Source organism: Streptomyces sp. NBC_00536 (genome assembly GCF_036346295.1).
Classification (GTDB): Bacteria; Actinomycetota; Actinomycetes; order Streptomycetales; family Streptomycetaceae; genus Streptomyces.
The window spans coordinates 663690-681451 of sequence record NZ_CP107819.1 but is presented as its reverse complement, the minus strand read 5'-3'; the positions used below and the strand labels follow the sequence as shown (position 1 = coordinate 681451).

The window sequence follows — 17762 nt, the reverse complement described above, 5'->3', positions numbered from 1 at the left end:
AGAACGCCGACCATGACCGCCGTCATCGAGAGCAGCGTCCCGGGCGGACCGGGCACGGAGCCCGCCACCCGCCCCGCCGGGCGCGCCACCGTCGTACTGCGCCGGTTCCGGCAGAGCCGCAGCGCGCTCGCGGGCGCCGCGGCCCTGCTGCTGCTCTTCCTGCTCGCCTTCGCCGGACCGCTCCTCAGCCCGTGGGACTACAGCCACATCGACTACACCGCGCTGCGGTCCCCGCCCGGCGCCGACCACTGGTGGGGCACCAACCGGATCGGCCAGGACGTCTTCGCGCAGACCGTGCGCGGACTCCAGAAGTCCCTCGTCATCGGGCTGCTCGTGGCGCTCTTCTCGACGGGGCTCGCCTCACTGGTCGGCGCCTGCGCCGGGTACTTCGGCGGCTGGCCGGACCGGCTGCTGATGTTCTTCGTCGACCTGCTCCTCGTCTTCCCGTCGTTCCTGATCATCGCGATCGTCTCGCCCCGGCTGCGCGGCGGCGGCTGGTTCGCCTTCGTCGGGCTGCTCGCCGTCTTCGGCTGGATGATCACGGCGCGGGTCGTCCGGTCGATGACGCTCTCCCTGAAGGAGCGGGAGTTCGTCAAGGCGGCCGTGTACATGGGCGTGGGACCGCTGCGGATCATCTGGCGGCACGTCCTGCCCAACATCGCCTCGTTCCTCATCATCGACGCGACGATCGCCGTCGGCGGCGCGGTGATGAGCGAGACCGCGCTCTCCTACTTCGGATTCGGCGTGCAGGCACCGGACGTCTCGCTCGGCACGCTGATCGCGAGCACCACCGGGGCGGCGGTCACCTACCCCTGGATGTTCTTCTTCGCCGCCGGACTGCTGATCGTGTTCGTCCTCGCGGTGAACCTCGTGGGGGACGGGCTGCGCGACGCGCTCGACCCCACCACCGGGCGCTCCGCACGCCGTGGCGCACACAAGAACACGAAGGGAGGCGGGAGATGAGTGCCGAGGCGCGCCCCGTGCTGACCGTCACCGGCCTGGAGGTCGACTTCGACGGGGTCCCCGCCGTGCGCGGGGTGAGCTTCTCGCTGGCCCGCGGTGAAGTCCTGGGCCTGGTGGGGGAGTCGGGATCGGGCAAGTCCGCGACCGCGCTCGCGGTGCTCGGCCTGCTCCCGGCCGCCGCCGCCGTACGGGGCTCGGTCCGGCTCGACGGGACCGAGCTGGTCGGCGCCTCCGACGCGGCGCTCACGGCCGTACGCGGGCAACGGATCGGGATGGTGTTCCAGGACCCGCTGTCCGCGTTCACACCGGTCTACCGGATCGGCGACCAGATCGCCGAGGCGGTCCGCGCCCACCAGGACCTCTCGCGCGACCGGGCGCGCGCCCGGGCCGTGGAACTCCTCGACCTCGTCGGGATCCCCGAACCCCGGCTGCGGGCCCAGTCGTTCCCGCACGAGTTCTCGGGCGGCATGCGGCAACGGGCCATGATCGCGATGGCCATGGCCAACGACCCGGACGTGCTGCTCGCCGACGAGCCGACGACGGCCCTGGACGTCACCATCCAGGCCCAGATCCTCGACGTGCTGCGCACCGCGCAGCGGGAGACCGGGGCGGCCCTGGTCCTGGTCAGCCACGACCTGGGCGTGATCGCGGGCATGGCGGACCGGGTCGCGGTCATGTACGCGGGGCGCATCGTCGAGACGGGAACGGCCTCCGAGGTCTTCGGCCGGCCCTCGATGCCCTACACGATGGGGCTGATCGGGGCGGTGCCCCGGCTGGACGGGGGCGGCGGCGCGCTGGTCCCCATCCCCGGATCGCCGCCCGCGGCGGGGCAGGTGGGCGCGGGCTGCGCCTTCGCGCCGCGCTGCCCGATGGCGCGGGAGGACTGCACGCGGGCGGTGCCGCCGCTGACGGCGGTGGACGGCGGGGCGCAGGACGGCGGGGCGAGGGTGGACGGTACGGGGGACGGCGACGCGCGTGCGGACGGCGGCGGGGCGGCGGATGGCGGCCGTGGTCATCTGGCCGCCTGTGTCCGGGCCGGGGAGATCGCCGGGAAGGGCCTCGGCGTGCTCGACGTCTACCCCGTGCCCGAGATCCCCGACGCTCTCGAACGGCCCACCGGGGACCTGGTGTTGAAGGTGGACGGGCTCGTCAAGACCTTCCCCGTGCTCAAGGGGAGCGCCTTCAAGCGGCGGGTCGGGACCGTGTACGCCGTGGACGGGGTCGACCTCGCGGTCCGCGGCGGGGAGACCCTCGCGCTGGTGGGGGAGTCCGGATCGGGGAAGTCCACCACCCTCTTCGAACTGCTCCACTTCGCACGGCCCGAGGGCGGCGCCATCGAACTGTTCGGGAAGGCTCCGGACACCCTGGGCAAGGCCGAACGCAAGGCCCTGCGCGGCCAGGTGCAGATCGTCTTCCAGGACCCGATGGCCAGCCTCGACCCCCGCATGCCGGTCGGCGACATCATCGCCGAGCCGCTGCGCGCCCAGGGCGCCGACCGGCTGACCGCCGCCCGGCGGATCCCCGAACTCCTGGACCAGGTGGGCCTGGAGCGGGCCGCGGCCGAACGCTTCCCGCACGAGTTCTCCGGCGGGCAGCGCCAGCGCATCGGGATCGCCAGGGCGCTCTCGGTCCGGCCGAAGCTCCTCGTGCTCGACGAACCCGTCTCCGCGCTCGACGTGTCCGTCCAGGCCGGGGTGCTGAACCTGCTGCGCGAACTCAAGGCGGAGCTGGGGCTCGCGTACCTCTTCGTCTCGCACGACCTGTCCGTCGTGCGGTACGTCGCCGACCGGGTCAGCGTCGTCTACCTCGGGCGGACCGTCGAAGCCGGATCCGTCCGGGACGTCTTCGAAAGCCCCCGCCACCCGTACACCCAGGCACTGCTCTCGGCGGTACCGCTGCCCGACCCGGAACGCGAACGCGAGCGGCGGCGCGACCGGATCCTGCTCGCGGGCGACCCGCCGAGCCCCACCCGGCGCCATGAGGGCTGCCGGTTCCGGGGGCGCTGCCCCGTGTACGCGCGCCTGGCCCCGGAGCGGCGCGAGCGGTGCGAGAAGGAGGTCCCCGAACCGACCGCCCACGCCGCCGACCACCTGGCCTCGTGCCACTTCCCGCAGGTACGGGAGGTTCTCTAGGGCCAGGGCCAGGGCCAGGGCCAGGGCCAGGGCCAGGGCCAGGGCCCGGGATCCGGTGGCTCAGCTCTGGCGGGACCAGCGCTGGGCCGCCGTCCCGGCGCACGAGCTGGTGTTCAGGCCCCCGGCCATGCCGAGGTCGAGGCAGCCGCCGCCGAGGTCACTGCGCAGGCTGCCGCCCGAGCCCGTACGCCAGGACCGGCCGATGTCCTGGGCGCAGTCGCCCACGAAGACGGCCTGGTTCAGGCCGTTGGAGTACAGGCATCCGCCGCTCTGCCGGTTGACGAGCCGGAAGCTGCCGTCCGGCCTGCTCTGTACGGTCCACCGCGCCGACGCGTCGGAGCAGTCGCCGGAGTCCGATGAGCCGTAGACCTGGGTGATGCACGAGCTGTCGTTGCCGTTCTGGAAGCGGAAGGTGCCGGAGGCGGGGGGTGCGGGCGGGTTGCTCGCGGGAGGGTGCGGGGTGGTGCCGCCGCTGGACGCGGGGGTGGGGGCGGTGGCCGGGCCGCCGGCCGCGCCCGTGGGGCCGCCGCTCCTGCCGTTCGCCGCGGGGGTGCCGGATGCCGGGGACTGCCCCGGGGACGGGGGAGCCGACGCGGAGCCGCTGACCGTGGCCGCGGGCTTGCCGTCGGCGGGCGGCGAGAGCGCGACGGACGGGCCGCTCTGGGGGCCCGCCTGGGGGGAGAAGGCGTACGGCAGGTACTGGATCGCCAGGGTCGTACCGCCCGCGACCACGACGACGGGGAGCACGGCCAGCACGACCCGGGTACGACGGCGCCGCTCGGGCCGCTCCGGCCGCTCGGAGCGGCGTACGTCGGCCGCCGCGGCGGGGTCGGCCCCGGGCGCGGGCTTCGTGTCCGGCTCCGGCTGGGTCTCCGCCTCCGGCTGGGTCTCCGGCTTCAGCTCCGGGTCCGGCTTCGTATCCGGTACGTCGATCCGCTGTACGTCCGCGGCGAAGGCGGCCCGCTCGCGCAGGCACGCGGCGATGGTCCCCGGCCACAGCGGTGCGGTGAACGGGCCCTGGAGCGCGGCGCGTTCCAGGATCTCCGCGGCGGTGGGGCGGCCCTCGGGGTCCTTGTCGAGGCAGGCCTCGACGAGTTCGGCGAGGCCGGGGTCCAGCGCCCGGAGCGGCTCCAGCTCCGGCTGCTCGTGGACGATCCGGTAGAGCACGCCGTGCCCCGACTCCTCGCCGAACGGCGGCCGTCCGGAGGCCGCGTAGGCGATGACCGAGCCTAGCGCGAACACGTCGGTGGCGCCGCTGACCTGCCGCCGGCCGGAAGCCTGCTCGGGCGCCATGTAGGCGGGCGTGCCCACCACCATGCCCGTCCGGGTCAGCTGGCTCTGTTCGGCGGCGCGGGCGATGCCGAAGTCGATGAGGGTGAGCCCCTCCAGGGTCAGCATGACGTTGGACGGCTTCAGGTCCCGGTGCACCATCCCGAGGCCGTGCACCGCCGCCAGGCCCGCCGCGGCCTCCCGCAGCAGCGGCCACAGCGCGTCCGCCGGAAGCGGACCGCCGTGCAGTTCGAGGGCCGCGCCCAGGGTCAGCCCGGGAATGTACGCGGTGGCGAACCACGGCGGCCGCGCGGTCCGGTCGCTCGCGAGCACGGGTGCGGTGGCCCGGCCGGGCAGCCGGGACAGGTTGTCCAGCTCGTGCCCGAAGCGGCGCAGGAAGTCCGCGTCCTCACCGACGACCGAGGCCAGCAGCTGCTTGACGGCGACGTACCGGCCCTCGTGGACCCCCAGGTACACCCGCCCCATGCCACCGGCCCCGAGCCGGCCCGCCAGCGCGATCGTCCCGATCCGCCGCGGGTCCTCCGCCTCCAGCGGCCCGGCCCCGCTCCCGCTCAGCTCCCACACGTCAGCCCCGTCAGAATTGGAATCAGATTTTAGAAACCTACCTGAGGGACCTGAACCGGCAATACTCCAGGGGGTGTTGTCGACCGGCCCGTCAGCGGTTCTGCCAGCTCAGGGGCGGCCGATTAGGGTGAGGTGATCATCCCCGCACGGAAGGCCACACGACCCACAGTGACCGCATCACGCCCCCACTCGCTGTTCTCCTTCGGCACCCTGAAGGACGAGCGGGTACAGACCGCCCTGTTCGGCCGGGCCGTACCCACCTCCCCGGCGTCGCTCGCGGGCCACACGACCCGGCCGCTGCCGATCACCGACGAGTCCGTGATCGCGGCCAGTGGCCTGGACGTCCACCTGACCCTGGAGCGAGCGATCGGGTCCGCGGTCGAGGGCGTCGTCATGCGCCTCACCGACGAGGAACTCGCCGCGGCCGACGCGTACGAGGTCGACGACTACGCCCGCCGCCGCGTGCTCCTGACCTCGGGCGAGAGCACCTGGGCCTACCTGGATGCGAAACCCCTGCGCGCGGCGGAGCGCATCGTGATCGTCGGCGACAGCATCGCCTACGGACGCTGCGACCCGCGGGGCGGATGGGCGGCCCGGCTGGCGGGCGCCCACATCGCGGGCGACGAGGCCGCGCACCGCGTTTTCAACCTGTCCGTCCCCGGCAGCACGCTGGCCGACGTCAGCGAACAGACGCCCGCTCTGCTCGCCGCCCGCAGGCCCGACACCCTGCTCGTCGCCGCCGGGATCAACGACTCGGCCCTGCCGCTCGCCGCCGCGCCGGACCGCGCGGCGGACCACGGCGACGGGACCGCGCGGATCGCGGAGCACCTCGGCTCCCTGGCCGCCACCGCCCTCGGCCACAACGCGCGGCTCGTCGTCGCCGGGCCGACCTGGGTCGACGAGGAGCGCACCCGCGACTACGAGGGGCTGTGCTTCACCCGCGAGCGGGCGCTGGCCCTGCGCGCGGCCGTACGGGCCTGGTGCGAGGAGCAGTACGTCGACTTCATCGACCTGTGGGAGCCGCTGCGCGGGCGCGGCGATCTGCTCGTCGACGGCCTGCACCCCGATACGGTGGGACACCGGGTGCTCCACCGGCACCTGGACGCGCTGAGCAGCTGAACCGCGGTGATGGCGCTGACCGGTTGACGGGTTGACCGGGGGTGCCCTGGTCCGGTGGAACCCCACGGGTCACACTCTTCCCATGAGCAGTCACGAGCCCGGCGGCCCCACCCCACCCCCGTACGGACCCGTTCCGGGGAACCCGTACGCCCAGCCCCAGCCCGAACCCCAGACGCAGCCGCAACCGCTGCCGGGGCCCGGCCAGTTCGGCGGGCCGCCGCCCCCCGCTCCCGGCGGGGGACGGCGGGGCCTCTTCGGCGGCAAGCCCGTCGTGGTGGTCGCGTCGCTGGTGGCGGGCCTGCTGGTGATCGGTGGCGCGGTGTACGCCGTGGCCGTCCGCGATGACGGAAACTCCCCCGGGCCCGTCGCCGACGGCACGCACCCGGCGGTCCCGTCCGGCACCCCCACGGTCGACAAGGGCGACGGCAAGGGCCCCGGCGGCGGGCCCGAGCCCTACGACCCCAACGCCGGTATCCAGCCAGGTGAGGGGCGGGTCTGGGTGCGCGACAACCAGACCCAGTTGCCCGGTTCGGGAGCCCAGCAGTTCGGCCCCTGGCGGGTCGGCGACGTCGTGGTCAAGGCGATGAACAAGGAGGTCACCGGGTACGCGGTGGCCGACGGCAAGGACGTGTGGAAGATCGATCTGGAGACTCCGCTGTGCGGGGTCCCGCAGGCCCCTTCCGCCAACGGGAAGCTGGTCGTCGGCGTCCAGGAGAAGACCAACGCGGAACTGCCCAAGTGCACACACCTCCAGCAGATCGACCTCGTCACCGGCAAGCTCGGCTGGAAGGTGCAGGTGCCGCAGGAGAACGCCTCCGACCACGACCTCGTCTTCGAGATGGCGATCTCGGGCGACACCGTCGCCGTCACCCGGTCCGCCGTGAGGAGCGGCTTCTCGGTCACCGACGGCCACAAGCTCTTCGGCACGCCGAAGACGGGCTGTTCCCCGACCGGGATCGCCGGGGGCTCCCGGCTGATCGCCCTGCGCAACTGCTGGGAGCCCAACCCCGCTGCCGTGATCGAGGAGCTGGACCCGGCGACGGGCGAACCCAGGTGGAGCCACTCGTACGAGAAGGGCTGGACGATCGGCCGCGTCCTGTCGGTGGACCCGCTGGTGGTCGCCGCCAACAACTCCGACAAGAAGGCCTGGAGCATCACCGCCTTCGCCGCGGACGGCCGGATCCGTTCGCAGAGCGAGGCGAAGTTCGGGGTCAGCGGCCGGTGCAACGGCTTCGGTAACTCCGACGACATCCAAGGATGCCCGGGCGCCGTGGCCGACGCCGACACGCTCTACATCGCCGGAGGCAAGACCGGTTCCAGCCTCGGCCTCGACGACACCACCGAGGTCATCGCCGTCGACCTGAACACCGGGCAGGAGAAGTGGCACGCGGCGGCGCCCGACAAGAACCGCGCCATGTGGCCGCTCGCCATCGAGAACGGCAAGGTCGTCGTGTACATCCAGGACGGCTCGGGCCACTCGGGCGCGATGGCGACGCTCGCGCCGACAGGCGGCGCTCCGCAGGTGTTCCTGCAGAGCCCGGCGGCCGCGCGGGGCCCCGAATCCGTCTTCTACGCGCACGGCGTGCGCCCGGCCTGGCTGGGGGGACGGCTGTTCCTGCTCGACGGCCGGGTGAACGGCCCGGAGCCGACGAAGGTGGACCACTCGATCCTGTCCTTGGGCAAGTAGCCCGGCCCGGCCCGGGGCAACGCGGCACCTCCGGGGGCAAATTCAGCCTCGCCGGCGTTTGAGGCGCCCCCGGAGGGAACGGGCCGGACCCCCCTGTGGTGGGCGTGGCACCGCGCACCTATCGTTACTCGGCATGTGGCCAGGACAGCAGTCGCCCGGGGGCGAGCAGGACCCGCAAGAGGACTTCCACAATCCGTACCGGCAGCCGCCGCAGCCGCCGCTCCCACCGCTGCCCCCGCTGCCGCCCGGCGCGGAGCCGTCCGGCGAACAGCCGCCCACCGTACCGGTGTACCCGGTGGGCGGCCCGTACGGAATGCCCCAACAGCCGCAGCAGCAGCCGCCGTCCGGCAAACGCAGCAGGACCGCCGTCATCGCCGTCTGCGCCGCGGCCACCGTGGTGCTCGCCGCCGCCACCTACACCGGTGTGGTCCTGCTGGGGGACGACGGGAAGAAGAACGACCGGGCGGACGACGGCAAGAACCCCTCGCCGTCGGCCTCCGCCCCCGCCTCGCCCTCCGGTTCCGCGGCACCCTCCACCTCCGGATCGGCCTCGGCTTCGGCCTCGCCGTCGAGCGCGGTGCCGCCGACGATCCCGGGCTGGAAAGCGGTCGTGAACCCCGAACACGGCACGGCCTTCGACGTCCCCGCCGACTGGGAGGTCGCGCCGCCCACCGTGTTCAGCGGCTTCTCGGACGACGCGGATCCGGACAAGATCCTCATCGGGCACACGGCGCCCGCCTTCTACAAGTCGAAGTGGTGCAGCCTCGACGGGAACGGCGACGGCCAGATCGACGACTACAAGCTGGCCGCCACTGGGACCAAGGGCGCCGACGGCGCCAAGGACACCAATGAGGTCGCCCTGAAGATGGCCCCGAGCTGGGTCTACGGCGCCTACACCCAGCCGGACAAGACCATCGTCAAGTGGGACAGCCCGGTGGAATACACCACCAAGGCGGGGATCAAGGGCAGTTACGTCAAGGCGCGTTCCGAAGGCGCGAAGAAGCCCAACAAGTGCGCGGGTGACGGCCGGGCGATCGTCTTCGGCTTCAAGAACGTCAAGGGCGATTTCGTCGCCTGGGACCTCTACGGGCGCACCGGAGTGCCCGGCGCCGTCAGCGACGACCTGATGATGAAGATCATGAGTACGGTCCGGCTGGCCCCGCTCGCCCCCGCGGACCCGCCGCCGTCCTCGTCCTCGTCCCCGTCCTCGTCCCCGTCCCCCTGAGCCCGGCGGCCGCCGGCGACGGGGCGCCCGGCCGCACTCGAACGCCTGTCGGCATCGTTCGCGCGGATGGACGGGACCGGGGGAGGGGTGGGATTCGGCCGTATCCGCGAGACGGCGCGAGACGGCGTGGGGCGGACGGGGGTGAGTGGTCAGCGGTGAGGCGTGCGGGAGCACTCGGGAGGCGCCCGTTTACGGCCATGCGCCCCCGCACGCCCCCGGACGTGACGTTCCGGCAGGGTGGTCCCGGGGCAGCCGCAAGGTGCTGATCGGTCCATGCCGCACCCGCCCGTCCCCTGGAGAGTCCCCATGACGAAGGTCCTCGTACTGCACAGCGTCAGCCTCGTAGGGTCGGCCCTGGCCGCTCTCCTGAGATCCGAAGGGCAGTTCGACGTCACGTCCGCGGGGTGGAGGTCGGCGGCGCGCCGGGCCGAGTCCTTACGACCAGACGTGGCGGTCGTCGACTTCGACTGTCCGGGTGCCACGGCCGTCCTCGCGGCTGAGGGGCACACCGACCGGAGGCCACTGGACCCGCCGACCCCGCTGCTCGTCCTGGCCACGGCCGGGACCCCCGGCACGCTCGGCCGCGCCTTCCGGGCGAAGGCCCTCGGGTACGTCGACAAGGACGGCTCGCCGGGGCAGCTCGTCCGCGCCGTCCGCAAGGTCGCCGCGGGCGAACGGTTCATCGACGCCTCGCTCGCCTCGGCCTTCATGGAGGCCGACCCGGTGCCGCTCAGCCCGCGCGAACTCAGCGTCCTGGCCCGCGCCGCGGAGGGCGACTCGATCGCCGAGATCGCCCGCGCCCTGCACCTGGCCAGCGGCACCGTCCGCAACTACATGGCCGCCGTCACCCGCAAGACCGGCGCGCGCAACCGCATCGACGCGATACGCATCTCGCGCAGCGCGGGCTGGGTGTAGCCACTGGCCGCCGGTCGCCGTCGCCGGTCGGCGGCTCAGCGCGACCCGGCCGCGCCGTCCGCGGCGCTCCACATCCCGACGAGGTCCCGGTACAGGGCCGACCGTGCCGGGAGTTCCGCGTGCGTCCCGCACACCGCCCGGGTGCCGTCCAGGACGAGCACCCGGTCGGCGCGGGCGGCCGAGGAGATCCGGTGGGCCACCACCACCAGCGTGCCGGGGCGCGCCGCCAGGGCCCGCTCCGCCCGCTCCTCGGTCTCCGCGTCGAGGTGGCAGGTGGCCTCGTCGAGCAGGAGCAGCGGAGCGGGGGACAGGTGCGCCGCGCCGAGCGCGAGCAGCTGCCGTTCGCCCTGCGAGAGCCGCGCGGGGTCGACCACGGCGTCCAGGCCGCCGAGCCTCCCGAGGAGCGCCTCCAGCCCCAGGGCGGCCACCACCGCCTCCACGCGCGCCGTCGGCACGCCGCCGGGGCCCGGTTCCGGGCACAGGTGGGTGAGGTTCTCGCGTACGGTGCCGGTGAACACGTACGCCTGCTGCGGCAGGAGCGTGCGCCGCGGGTCCGGGCCCCGGCCGCCTGCCGGGCCGTGCGTTCCGGCGGGTGTTCCGGCCACGAGGACCGTGCCCCGGTCGGGCGGCAGCAGGCCCGCCAGGAGGGCGGTGAGCGTGGACTTCCCGATCCCGCTGGGCCCCACCACGGCGAGGTGCTCGCCGGACCGGACGGTCAGGTCGAGCCCGTCCAGCACCGGGTGCGCGTGGGGCCCGTACGCGAAGCCCACGCCGTGGAGTTCGGCGGCCGCGTCCGCCGCGGGCCGCCAGGCCGGGGCCGGGGCACCCGGCTCCGCACCGGAACGGGTCCCCGTCGGCTCCGGTCCGCAGAAGCGGTCCAGCACCACCAGCAGCCGCGTCCCCGCCGAACCGAGCGCCGCCATCAGGGTGTCGAGCGCGGGCAGCAGCGACTGCGTCAGATACGTCAGCGCACCGGCCAGCGCCCCCGCCGTCATTCCGCGGCCGAGCAGCCAGGGCGTGGCGGCGAGCAGGGCGACGACCGGCGCCCGGCCGGCCATGCCGAGGGCCAGCGTCCGTACGGCCCCCCAGCGGGCGAGCCGGGCCGTCAGCCGCTCCTGCGCGGCGATGAGCGGTTCCACCCGCGCCGCGGCATCGGCGGCGCCGCCGCAGGCCACGATGTCGCGCAGCCCGGCCGCCACCTCGCCCACCCGCGCGGCGAGCGCCTCGTCCGTGTCCAGGGCCTCCCGCTGTACGGCCGCCATGGGGCGCAGCGTGGCCAGGAAGACGGCCAGCCCCAGCAGCAGCGGGGGCACGGCCACGAGGAGCAGTACGGGCGCCAGCGCCGCCATGCCGAGCAGCGCGCCGACGGCGGTGAAGAGGAACGAGCGGGCCGTCAGGACCAGTCCGGCGAAGGAGTCGCGGGCCATCTCGGTCTGCTGGGTCAGCCGGGACACCGCGCTCGCGTCGGCGGCCCGCGCGGGATCGGCGACCGCCGCGCTCAGGGCGTGCCGCACGGCCCGGCGGACGAGCCCGTCCCGCAGGGGTTCGACGAGTTCCGCGAGGGCGCCGAACACCCCGCGCAGCGCGACACCGCCGAGCAGCGCCCCGGCTCCCGCGGCCGCCAGCCAGGCGGCGCCGGTGCCGAGGCGCCCGGCGAGGAACCCGTCGTCGAGGGCGCGGGCGACGCCGTAGCCCCCGAGGAAGGTGTGGGCCGACTCCAGCAGCGACCAGAGCGCGAGCGCCCCCAACGCCCGCAGCCGCCCCCGCAGGAACCGCCGCCCCTCACCCCCGACCCGCCGCCACATGCCCCGGCGGCGGGCGGGTTCATGCCCCGCTCCCACGGGGGTCCCGGCCACACGGGGCTCCCCGCGGCCCGCCCCTGGAGCCCCCGGGCGCCCGGCCCCGCCCGGTCGGTGCCCCCTGCGGGGCCCGGCCTCCGGCCCGGCCCCCGGCCCGATCCCGGGTCCGGGCGCCTCCGGGATGGCTGGCGCCGCCTCCGAAGCGGCCGACCCCACCGGCCGACCGGTGCCGACCGGCCGGAGCGCGGCCCGTGGCCCGACGTGGTCCCGGCGAACCCCGTGCCCGGCGGCCCGGCGGCCCGCCCCCGAAGCCCCCGGCCGGACCCCCGTGGGGCCCCCGGCCTCCGGCCCGGCCCCGGCCCCGACCCCGGCCTCCGCCCCGGCCTCCGCCCCGGCCTCCGCCCCGGCCCCGGCCCCGACCCCGGCCCCGGCCCCGGCCCCGACCCCGACCCCGACCCCGGGTCCGGGTCCGGGATCGGGCGCCTCTGGAGCGGCCGACCCCGCTGGCTGACCGACCCCGCTGTCCGACGGGAGCGAGGCCCGTGGCCCGGCGTGGTCCCGGCTTGCTGCCGCTGCCGCGTGCTCGGCCTCGGGCCCGGAGCCGGGCCCGGGTCCCGGCGTCTTCGGATCGGCCGGGCGCGGGGCCCCGCCAGGCCGGAGCGCTGTGCCGGGTCCGGCCCCGCGCCCGGGTCCGGCTTGCGGCCCGGTCCCGGCTTCCCGTCCGGGTCCGGCCTGTGGCTCGGTCTCGGCTTGCGGCCCGGTCCCGGCTTCCGGCCGGGTCCCGGCCTGTGGCCCGGGTCGGGCTTGCGGCCCGGTCTCGGCCTCCTGCCCGGTCCCGGACTGCGGCCCGGGTCCGGCCTCGCGCCCGGGCGCCCCCGGAGCGGCCGGCCCCGCTGGACGGCCGGTCCTGGGCGGCCGGAGTGCTGTGCGGGCTCCGGGCCCGGGCCCGGGGGCGGTCTCGGGCACTCGCGGATCGACCGCTGACACCGTTGGCGTCGCCGGAAGGCCGGTCCAGCTCCGCTCGGGCGCGGTCAGCGGCCCGGGCCCGGGCTGCGGCCCCGGGCCGACCCCGGGTCCGGGCGCTCCCGAAGCGGCCGACTCCGCGGGGCGACCGGTGCTGGTTGGCCCGAGCGCTGGGCGGGCCCCGGGCCCGGGGACGGCCTCGGGCGCTCGCGGATCGATCGCTGACGCCGTCGGTGTCGCCGGAAGGCCGGTCCGGCTCCGCTGGGGCGGGGGCAGCGGCCCGGTACCGGGCCGGGGGCCGGGGGCCGGGGTCTTCGGGGCGGGTCGGGGGGGCGGTGCCGAAGGCTCGGGCGCTGCGAACACCGCGCGGTAGGCGGGGTCGTGCCAGAGGGTGGCGTGGGTGCCGGAGGCCCGGACGCGGCCGTCGTCCAGCCAGACGACCCGGTCGGCGCGGGCCGCCGAGGAGACGCGGTGCGTGACGACCAGGCGGGTGCCGGGGCGGACCCGCTCGGCCAGGGACCGTTCGACCTCGCGTGCGGTGAGCGTGTCCAGGCTGGAGGTCGCGTCGTCGAGGATGAGGAGGCGCCCGGCACGGGCGAAGGCCCTGGCCAGGCCCAGGCGTTGGATCTCGCCCCCGGACATCGGCGCGTCCGCGAGCGGGGTGTCGTAGCCGTCGGGCAGGCGCCGTACGAACGGGTCGGCCCCGGCCGCCCGCGCCGCGGCCCGCACCTCCCCGCGCCCGGGCCGCGGATCCGCGCCGAAGGCGATCGCCCCGGCGACGCTCCGCCCCGGCAGCGCGGGCCGGTCGAAGGCGTGGCCGACGTCCCGCCGCAGCGCCCGTGGGGACAGTTCCGCCAGCGGCACGCCGTCCAGCAGGACCCGCCCGGCGTCCGGGTCGGTGAGGCGCCCCGCCACCGCCGCGAGCAGGGTCTTCCCCGACCCGGACCGGCCCACCACGGCGACCGTCGTACCGCCCGGCACGAGGAGGTCGACCCGGTCCAGTACCGTCCGGCCGTCGCGGACCACGCTGACCCCGCGCAGTTCCAGGGTGCCGGGCCCGCCGGGCGGCAACTCCCGTGTCCCGTACGGTAGATCCGGCAGGGCGAACAGGGCGGCCGTGCGCCGCGCCGCGGCCCGGCCGCGCACCACGGCGGCCAGCCGGCCGGTCACCGCGCCCACCCCGGCCGCGAGCCCGGCGTACCGGACGGCGGCCAGGAGCGCGCCGACGCCCAGCGCCCCCGCCGCGAGCCGCATGCCGCCCACGCCGAGGACCACGTACAGGAGCAGCGGCATGAGGGCCGAGGTGCGGGCGGTGGTCCCGCCGTAGACCCGCCACATCCGCCGCCCCTCGGCGCCCAGGGTGGGCAACTCGCGCAGGATCCTGGCCCGTTCGCGCGGGAGCGTACCGGCGGCGGCGATGGTCCGGGCGCCCGCGAGGGCTTCGACGAGGAGCCCGGCCATCGCCAGCTGGACCTGCTGGTAACGGGTCACGCTGGCCGCCGAATCGCGAGCGAACGAGCGCAACAGGAAGGCCAGCAGCGGGAGTCCGGCCAGGAAGGCGAGGGCGGTCCACACGTCGATGACGAAGAGCGCCACCAGCCCGCCCAGCGGCGGCAGCAGCGAGGCGAGGGCGCCCGCGGCGGCCGCCGGGGCGGTCCCGGCCTCGGTGGCGTGGGCCGTCAGCCGGGCGGCGACGTCGCCGGGGGAGTACCGGCCCGCGTGGTGCGGGGCGGCGGCGAGCAGCCGGGTCAGGCCCAGGCGGCGCAGCCAGGCGGTGGAGCGGCCGTTCACCCGCCCGGTCAGCCGGGTCACGGTGGCGTCCAGCAGCACTTCCGCCGCGATGGCCAGGGCGCACCACAGGGTCCAGGCGGGGCCCGCCGGGTCCCCGCGCAGCAGCAGGTCGAGGGTGTGGCCGAGGACGGCCGGTTCGGCGAGGGCCGCCACGGCGGCGCCGACCGAGCAGGCGCCGACGGCGGCGGTGCGGCCGGCGCTGTCGCGGGCCGCCGCCAGCAGGGCACGGTCACCGCCGCGGGCGAGCGCCGCGTCGTCGGGCGGGCCGTCGGGCGGGCCGTCGGACGGGTCACCGGACGGGTCGGGCGAGTTCATCGATGGCACCGGCTCCGGAAACGGGGTACGGGCCCGGGCGGAGATCCGCCCGGGCCCGGAAGGGGACCTGATCAGTGACAGGTCGTGATGCTCAGGCTGCTGTCCCCGCAGAGCAGCAGGCTGGCCCGGCTGCCGCCACCGCCGCCACCGCCGAAGGTCGCCTCGGTGGACTCTTCCTTGATGGTCTCCATCGACTGCAGGTCGAGAAGCGTCATGTCAGATTCCTCTTCTTCGCTGGGTTGTTCCGATGGGTCACGGCCCCGTGGTGCGGGGCCGGCTCTGGGACCGCCGCGGCATGCCGCAGCGGAGGGAGGAACGGCAGCTGCGCGCGCCCGCCGGGCGCGGCGCTGCCGAGGGCGAGCAGTGCTCCGGCGGTGCCCGTGGACAGGTCCATGGACAGCCGCATCAACTGCTCGCCGGGGAAGGCCAGATGACCTTGGTAGGGCACGGCGTGCCGGGCCAGGGCGTCGATCTGGCGCGCGAGGTCGTCCGCGCGGGTGCCGGGACCCGGGGTGGTGGTCCGTGCCAGGTACAGCACCATCCCGGCGGCGCCGCGGAACAGCCCGGGCTGCGCGTAGAAGGTGGCCTGGGCGGCCCGTACGATCTCCAGCCGGGCCTGCTCGAAGCGCGGCTCGGAGCCGTGCCGCAGCCAGTCGTCCAGCACCATGCCGATGCCGACGCTGCCCTCGCCGAGGTAGGGCATGGTGCGCCACCCCTCGTCCACCTGGAGGGTGCCGAAGGCGCTGGTCACGCACCGGTCGAGATCGCGGTGCAGGGCCTCGCCCGCGCGGAGCAGGTACTCCCGCTCGCCGGTGCGTTCGTAGAGCCGCAGGAACAGCAGGGCCGGGCCGGAGCCGCCGTACAGCAGCCCCGCGCGGCGCGGGGCCGCGCCGTCCCGGGCGGCCAGTTCGGCGCAGCGCACGGCCGCCGCGTGCAGCGCGCCCTCACCGGTCGCCGTGCCCAGCGCGTCCAGGGCCAGGCCCACGCCCGCGAGCCCGCTGTGCAGGTCCGGGCCGGCCTCCTGCCACGGCTGTGCCAGCAGCAGTTCGGCGAGGTCGAGCGCGCGCTCCCGGTGGCCGAGCCGCTCCAGGGTCCAGGCGGTGCCCGCGAGGCCGTCGTAGAAGCCGAGCGGGGTGCCGGAGCCGGGCTCCGCCGTCCGTGCCAGCAGCCACTCCTCGGCCTCCGGCCAGGGTTCGGCGCCGGTCTCGGCCAGCGCGTAGAGGACCCCGGCGGCGCCGTACCCGAAGCCGGTGCCACCGCCCTCGGAGCCGAACTGGGCGATGTCCCCGGGGAAGAGGCGGTCCTCCCGGCCGGGTGTGGCCGAGGCGCGCAGGGCCGCGGTCATCGAGTCCCGGGCGGCGGGCCAGTCCCCGGGCGCGACGGGCAGGTACGGTCCCGCGGGAGCCGGAATCCGGCCGCCGGGCGCCCGGCCGGAGCCGGAGCCGGAACCACCGGAGTCACCGTCATCCGGCCCGGACAGGATCTCCTCGACCGCCTCGTCCAGGAACCGGCGCGGTACCGGGAACTGCTCCGCGGCGATCGCCGCCAGGTGCACGGCCTTCGCCCGGTCCAGGGCGAGCAGGCTCGTCAGCGGCAGGAACAGGGCGAGGCGCAGACAGGCGAGGGCGTAGCGGTCCACCGCGAACCCGCGCCGCCCCGCCGGGGCGACGAACGCCGGGTTGGCGACGGTCTGCCGCAGCCCCTCGTCGACGTGGGCGGCGGCCTCGAAGTCCAGCAGCGCGACGGACGGTTGGCCCGCGGCGTCCTCGGTGACCATGATGTTGAAGAGGTGCAGGTCGTTGAAGACCACCCCGCGGGCGTGCACCGCGGCCACCGCGGCGCTCACCCGCTCGTGGATCGTCAGGGCCCACTCGGTGTAGGCCGCGAGTTCGGTGGGCGCGGGGTCGGCCTCGATCAGCGGGTGCCTGCGGGCGAAGTAGGTGTTGAGGGGCTTGCCCTCCAGGTACTGCAGCGCCAGGAAGTGGTGGTCGCCCACGGTGAAGGAGCCGAGGACGGAGGGGACGCAGTCCAGTCCGGCGAGCCGTTCCAGCGCGGTCCGCTCCCGGTGCAGCCGGGCCACCGCGTCCGCGCCGTCGGCGGCGAGCCCCGCGTACGGCCGGGCCTCCTTGAGCACGACCGGCTCACCGGTGCGGGCGTCCCGGGCGGCGTACACCCCGCCGCCGTTGGAGAAGTGCAGGGCCCGCTCGACGGTGTACGGGATGTCGGCGAGCGTGACGGACGAGCGCGCGTCGAGGTGCGGCTTCAGGAAGGGCGGCAGCTCGACCCACTCCGGGGGCTGGAACACCGGCCCGCGGACATCGGGGACCAGCCGTCCGGCCGGGTCCTCGACGGCCGGGACCAGCTCGCCGTTCCCGTCGTAGCAGTGCCGCAGGGTGAAGCTCCCGTAGCGCAGGTGGACGGGGCCCGTTCCCCAGCGCAGGTCGCTCAGGATGTACGGTCCCGGCTCCCCGGCGAGCAGGGCGTCGAGGTCCTCGGCGATGCGGCGGCACTGCTCCTCGTCGGCGGGGTACACCGTGATGAACTTGCCGCTGGCCGCGCGGTCGGCGTACTTGGCGTTGCGCAGGTGCAGCAGGTAGCGGCTCGGCACGAACTTGAAGGCGATGTCCCGGGCGAGGCAGTGGGCGTACACGCGGTCCAGGACCGGTCCGGCGTTGTCGAGCGTGGCCGACACGTGGATCTTCCAGCCCTGGGAGGGGAGTTGGGCGCCGACCGGGCGCAGGGCGTACCAGTCGCCGCTGCGGTGGGAGCGCCACCCCTCGGGTACGGGGGCGAGCGCGGCCGGGTAGTTCTCCTCGGCGCGCCGGTACGGCGCGTCGTAGAACCAGCGGTCTGCGTCGCAGAATGCGGCGTACCCCTTGTTCACCCGTACTCCCTCGGTCGGTGGCCCGGCTGCTTCACCGTGTCATCCGCGCCGGGTGCCGCGACAGTCACGGCTGTCACCGATGAGGTGTGCAGAACGCACGGGCGCGAGGCCGACC

Annotated in this window: 10 protein-coding genes; 6 read left to right on the top strand and 4 right to left on the bottom strand. The window is 75.5% G+C overall.

All coding sequences use genetic code 11. From position 1 onward, the window contains the following. The first annotated feature begins 12 nt into the window (after positions 1-12). Both OHS33_RS02935 and OHS33_RS02930 read left to right on the top strand, forming a co-directional pair. Positions 13-963, top strand: a complete 951-nt coding sequence (locus OHS33_RS02935; protein ID WP_330328796.1) for an ABC transporter permease — start codon at positions 13-15, stop codon at positions 961-963. Beyond that, positions 960-3095 (top strand): ABC transporter ATP-binding protein, encoded by a 2136-nt coding sequence (locus OHS33_RS02930; protein WP_330328795.1) that lies wholly within the window; start codon positions 960-962, stop codon positions 3093-3095. The genes OHS33_RS02935 and OHS33_RS02930 overlap by 4 nt, the downstream gene beginning before the upstream one ends. A gap of 60 nt (positions 3096-3155) precedes the next feature. On the opposite strand, the gene OHS33_RS02925 is transcribed toward OHS33_RS02930, so the two are convergent. After that, the gene (locus OHS33_RS02925; RefSeq protein ID WP_330328794.1) at positions 3156-4949 is read right to left on the bottom strand and encodes a serine/threonine-protein kinase; all 1794 of its coding nucleotides are present in this window, start codon (positions 4947-4949) and stop codon (positions 3156-3158) included. A gap of 168 nt (positions 4950-5117) precedes the next feature. Here OHS33_RS02925 and OHS33_RS02920 point away from each other — a divergent pair, with 168 nt between their 5' ends. From OHS33_RS02920 to OHS33_RS02905, 4 genes are all read left to right on the top strand, one after another. Further along, on the top strand, positions 5118-6068 hold the full coding sequence (locus tag OHS33_RS02920; RefSeq protein WP_330328793.1) for a GDSL-type esterase/lipase family protein: 951 nt from the start codon (positions 5118-5120) through the stop codon (positions 6066-6068). Positions 6069-6150: 82 nt separating this feature from the next. Beyond that, positions 6151-7755, top strand: coding sequence for an outer membrane protein assembly factor BamB family protein (locus OHS33_RS02915; protein WP_330328792.1), 1605 nt, complete (start codon positions 6151-6153; stop codon positions 7753-7755). Between the two features lie 133 nt (positions 7756-7888). Further along, on the top strand, positions 7889-8980 hold the full coding sequence (locus OHS33_RS02910) for a hypothetical protein (RefSeq protein WP_330328791.1): 1092 nt from the start codon (positions 7889-7891) through the stop codon (positions 8978-8980). A 306-nt stretch (positions 8981-9286) separates the two neighbouring features. Then, positions 9287-9895: a response regulator transcription factor gene (locus tag OHS33_RS02905; protein ID WP_330328790.1), complete on the top strand. Its 609-nt coding sequence runs from the start codon at positions 9287-9289 to the stop codon at positions 9893-9895. Positions 9896-9930: 35 nt separating this feature from the next. On the opposite strand, the gene OHS33_RS02900 is transcribed toward OHS33_RS02905, so the two are convergent. The 3 genes from OHS33_RS02900 to lanKC all read right to left on the bottom strand — a co-directional run bounded on the left by OHS33_RS02900 (position 9931) and on the right by lanKC (position 17647). Then, on the bottom strand, positions 9931-14763 hold the full coding sequence (locus OHS33_RS02900; RefSeq protein ID WP_330328789.1) for an ATP-binding cassette domain-containing protein: 4833 nt from the start codon (positions 14761-14763) through the stop codon (positions 9931-9933). Positions 14764-14834: 71 nt separating this feature from the next. Further along, on the bottom strand, positions 14835-14978 hold the full coding sequence (locus OHS33_RS02895) for a SapB/AmfS family lanthipeptide (protein ID WP_330328788.1): 144 nt from the start codon (positions 14976-14978) through the stop codon (positions 14835-14837). Next, positions 14975-17647 carry a class III lanthionine synthetase LanKC gene (gene lanKC, locus OHS33_RS02890; protein ID WP_330328787.1) on the bottom strand — a complete coding sequence of 891 codons (2673 nt, stop codon included), beginning with the start codon at positions 17645-17647 and terminating at the stop codon, positions 14975-14977. Before lanKC ends, OHS33_RS02895 begins: the two co-directional genes overlap by 4 nt. Positions 17648-17762 lie beyond the last annotated feature (115 nt).

Coding starts and splice junctions, on each gene's coding strand:
- OHS33_RS02935 (WP_330328796.1), top strand. CDS start 13: ATGACCGCCGTCATCGAGAGCAGCGTCCCGGGCGGACCGGGCACGGAG.
- OHS33_RS02930 (WP_330328795.1), top strand. CDS start 960: ATGAGTGCCGAGGCGCGCCCCGTGCTGACCGTCACCGGCCTGGAGGTC.
- OHS33_RS02915 (WP_330328792.1), top strand. CDS start 6,151: ATGAGCAGTCACGAGCCCGGCGGCCCCACCCCACCCCCGTACGGACCC.
- OHS33_RS02910 (WP_330328791.1), top strand. CDS start 7,889: ATGTGGCCAGGACAGCAGTCGCCCGGGGGCGAGCAGGACCCGCAAGAG.
- OHS33_RS02905 (WP_330328790.1), top strand. CDS start 9,287: ATGACGAAGGTCCTCGTACTGCACAGCGTCAGCCTCGTAGGGTCGGCC.
- OHS33_RS02900 (WP_330328789.1), bottom strand. CDS start 14,763: ATGAACTCGCCCGACCCGTCCGGTGACCCGTCCGACGGCCCGCCCGAC.
- OHS33_RS02895 (WP_330328788.1), bottom strand. CDS start 14,978: ATGACGCTTCTCGACCTGCAGTCGATGGAGACCATCAAGGAAGAGTCC.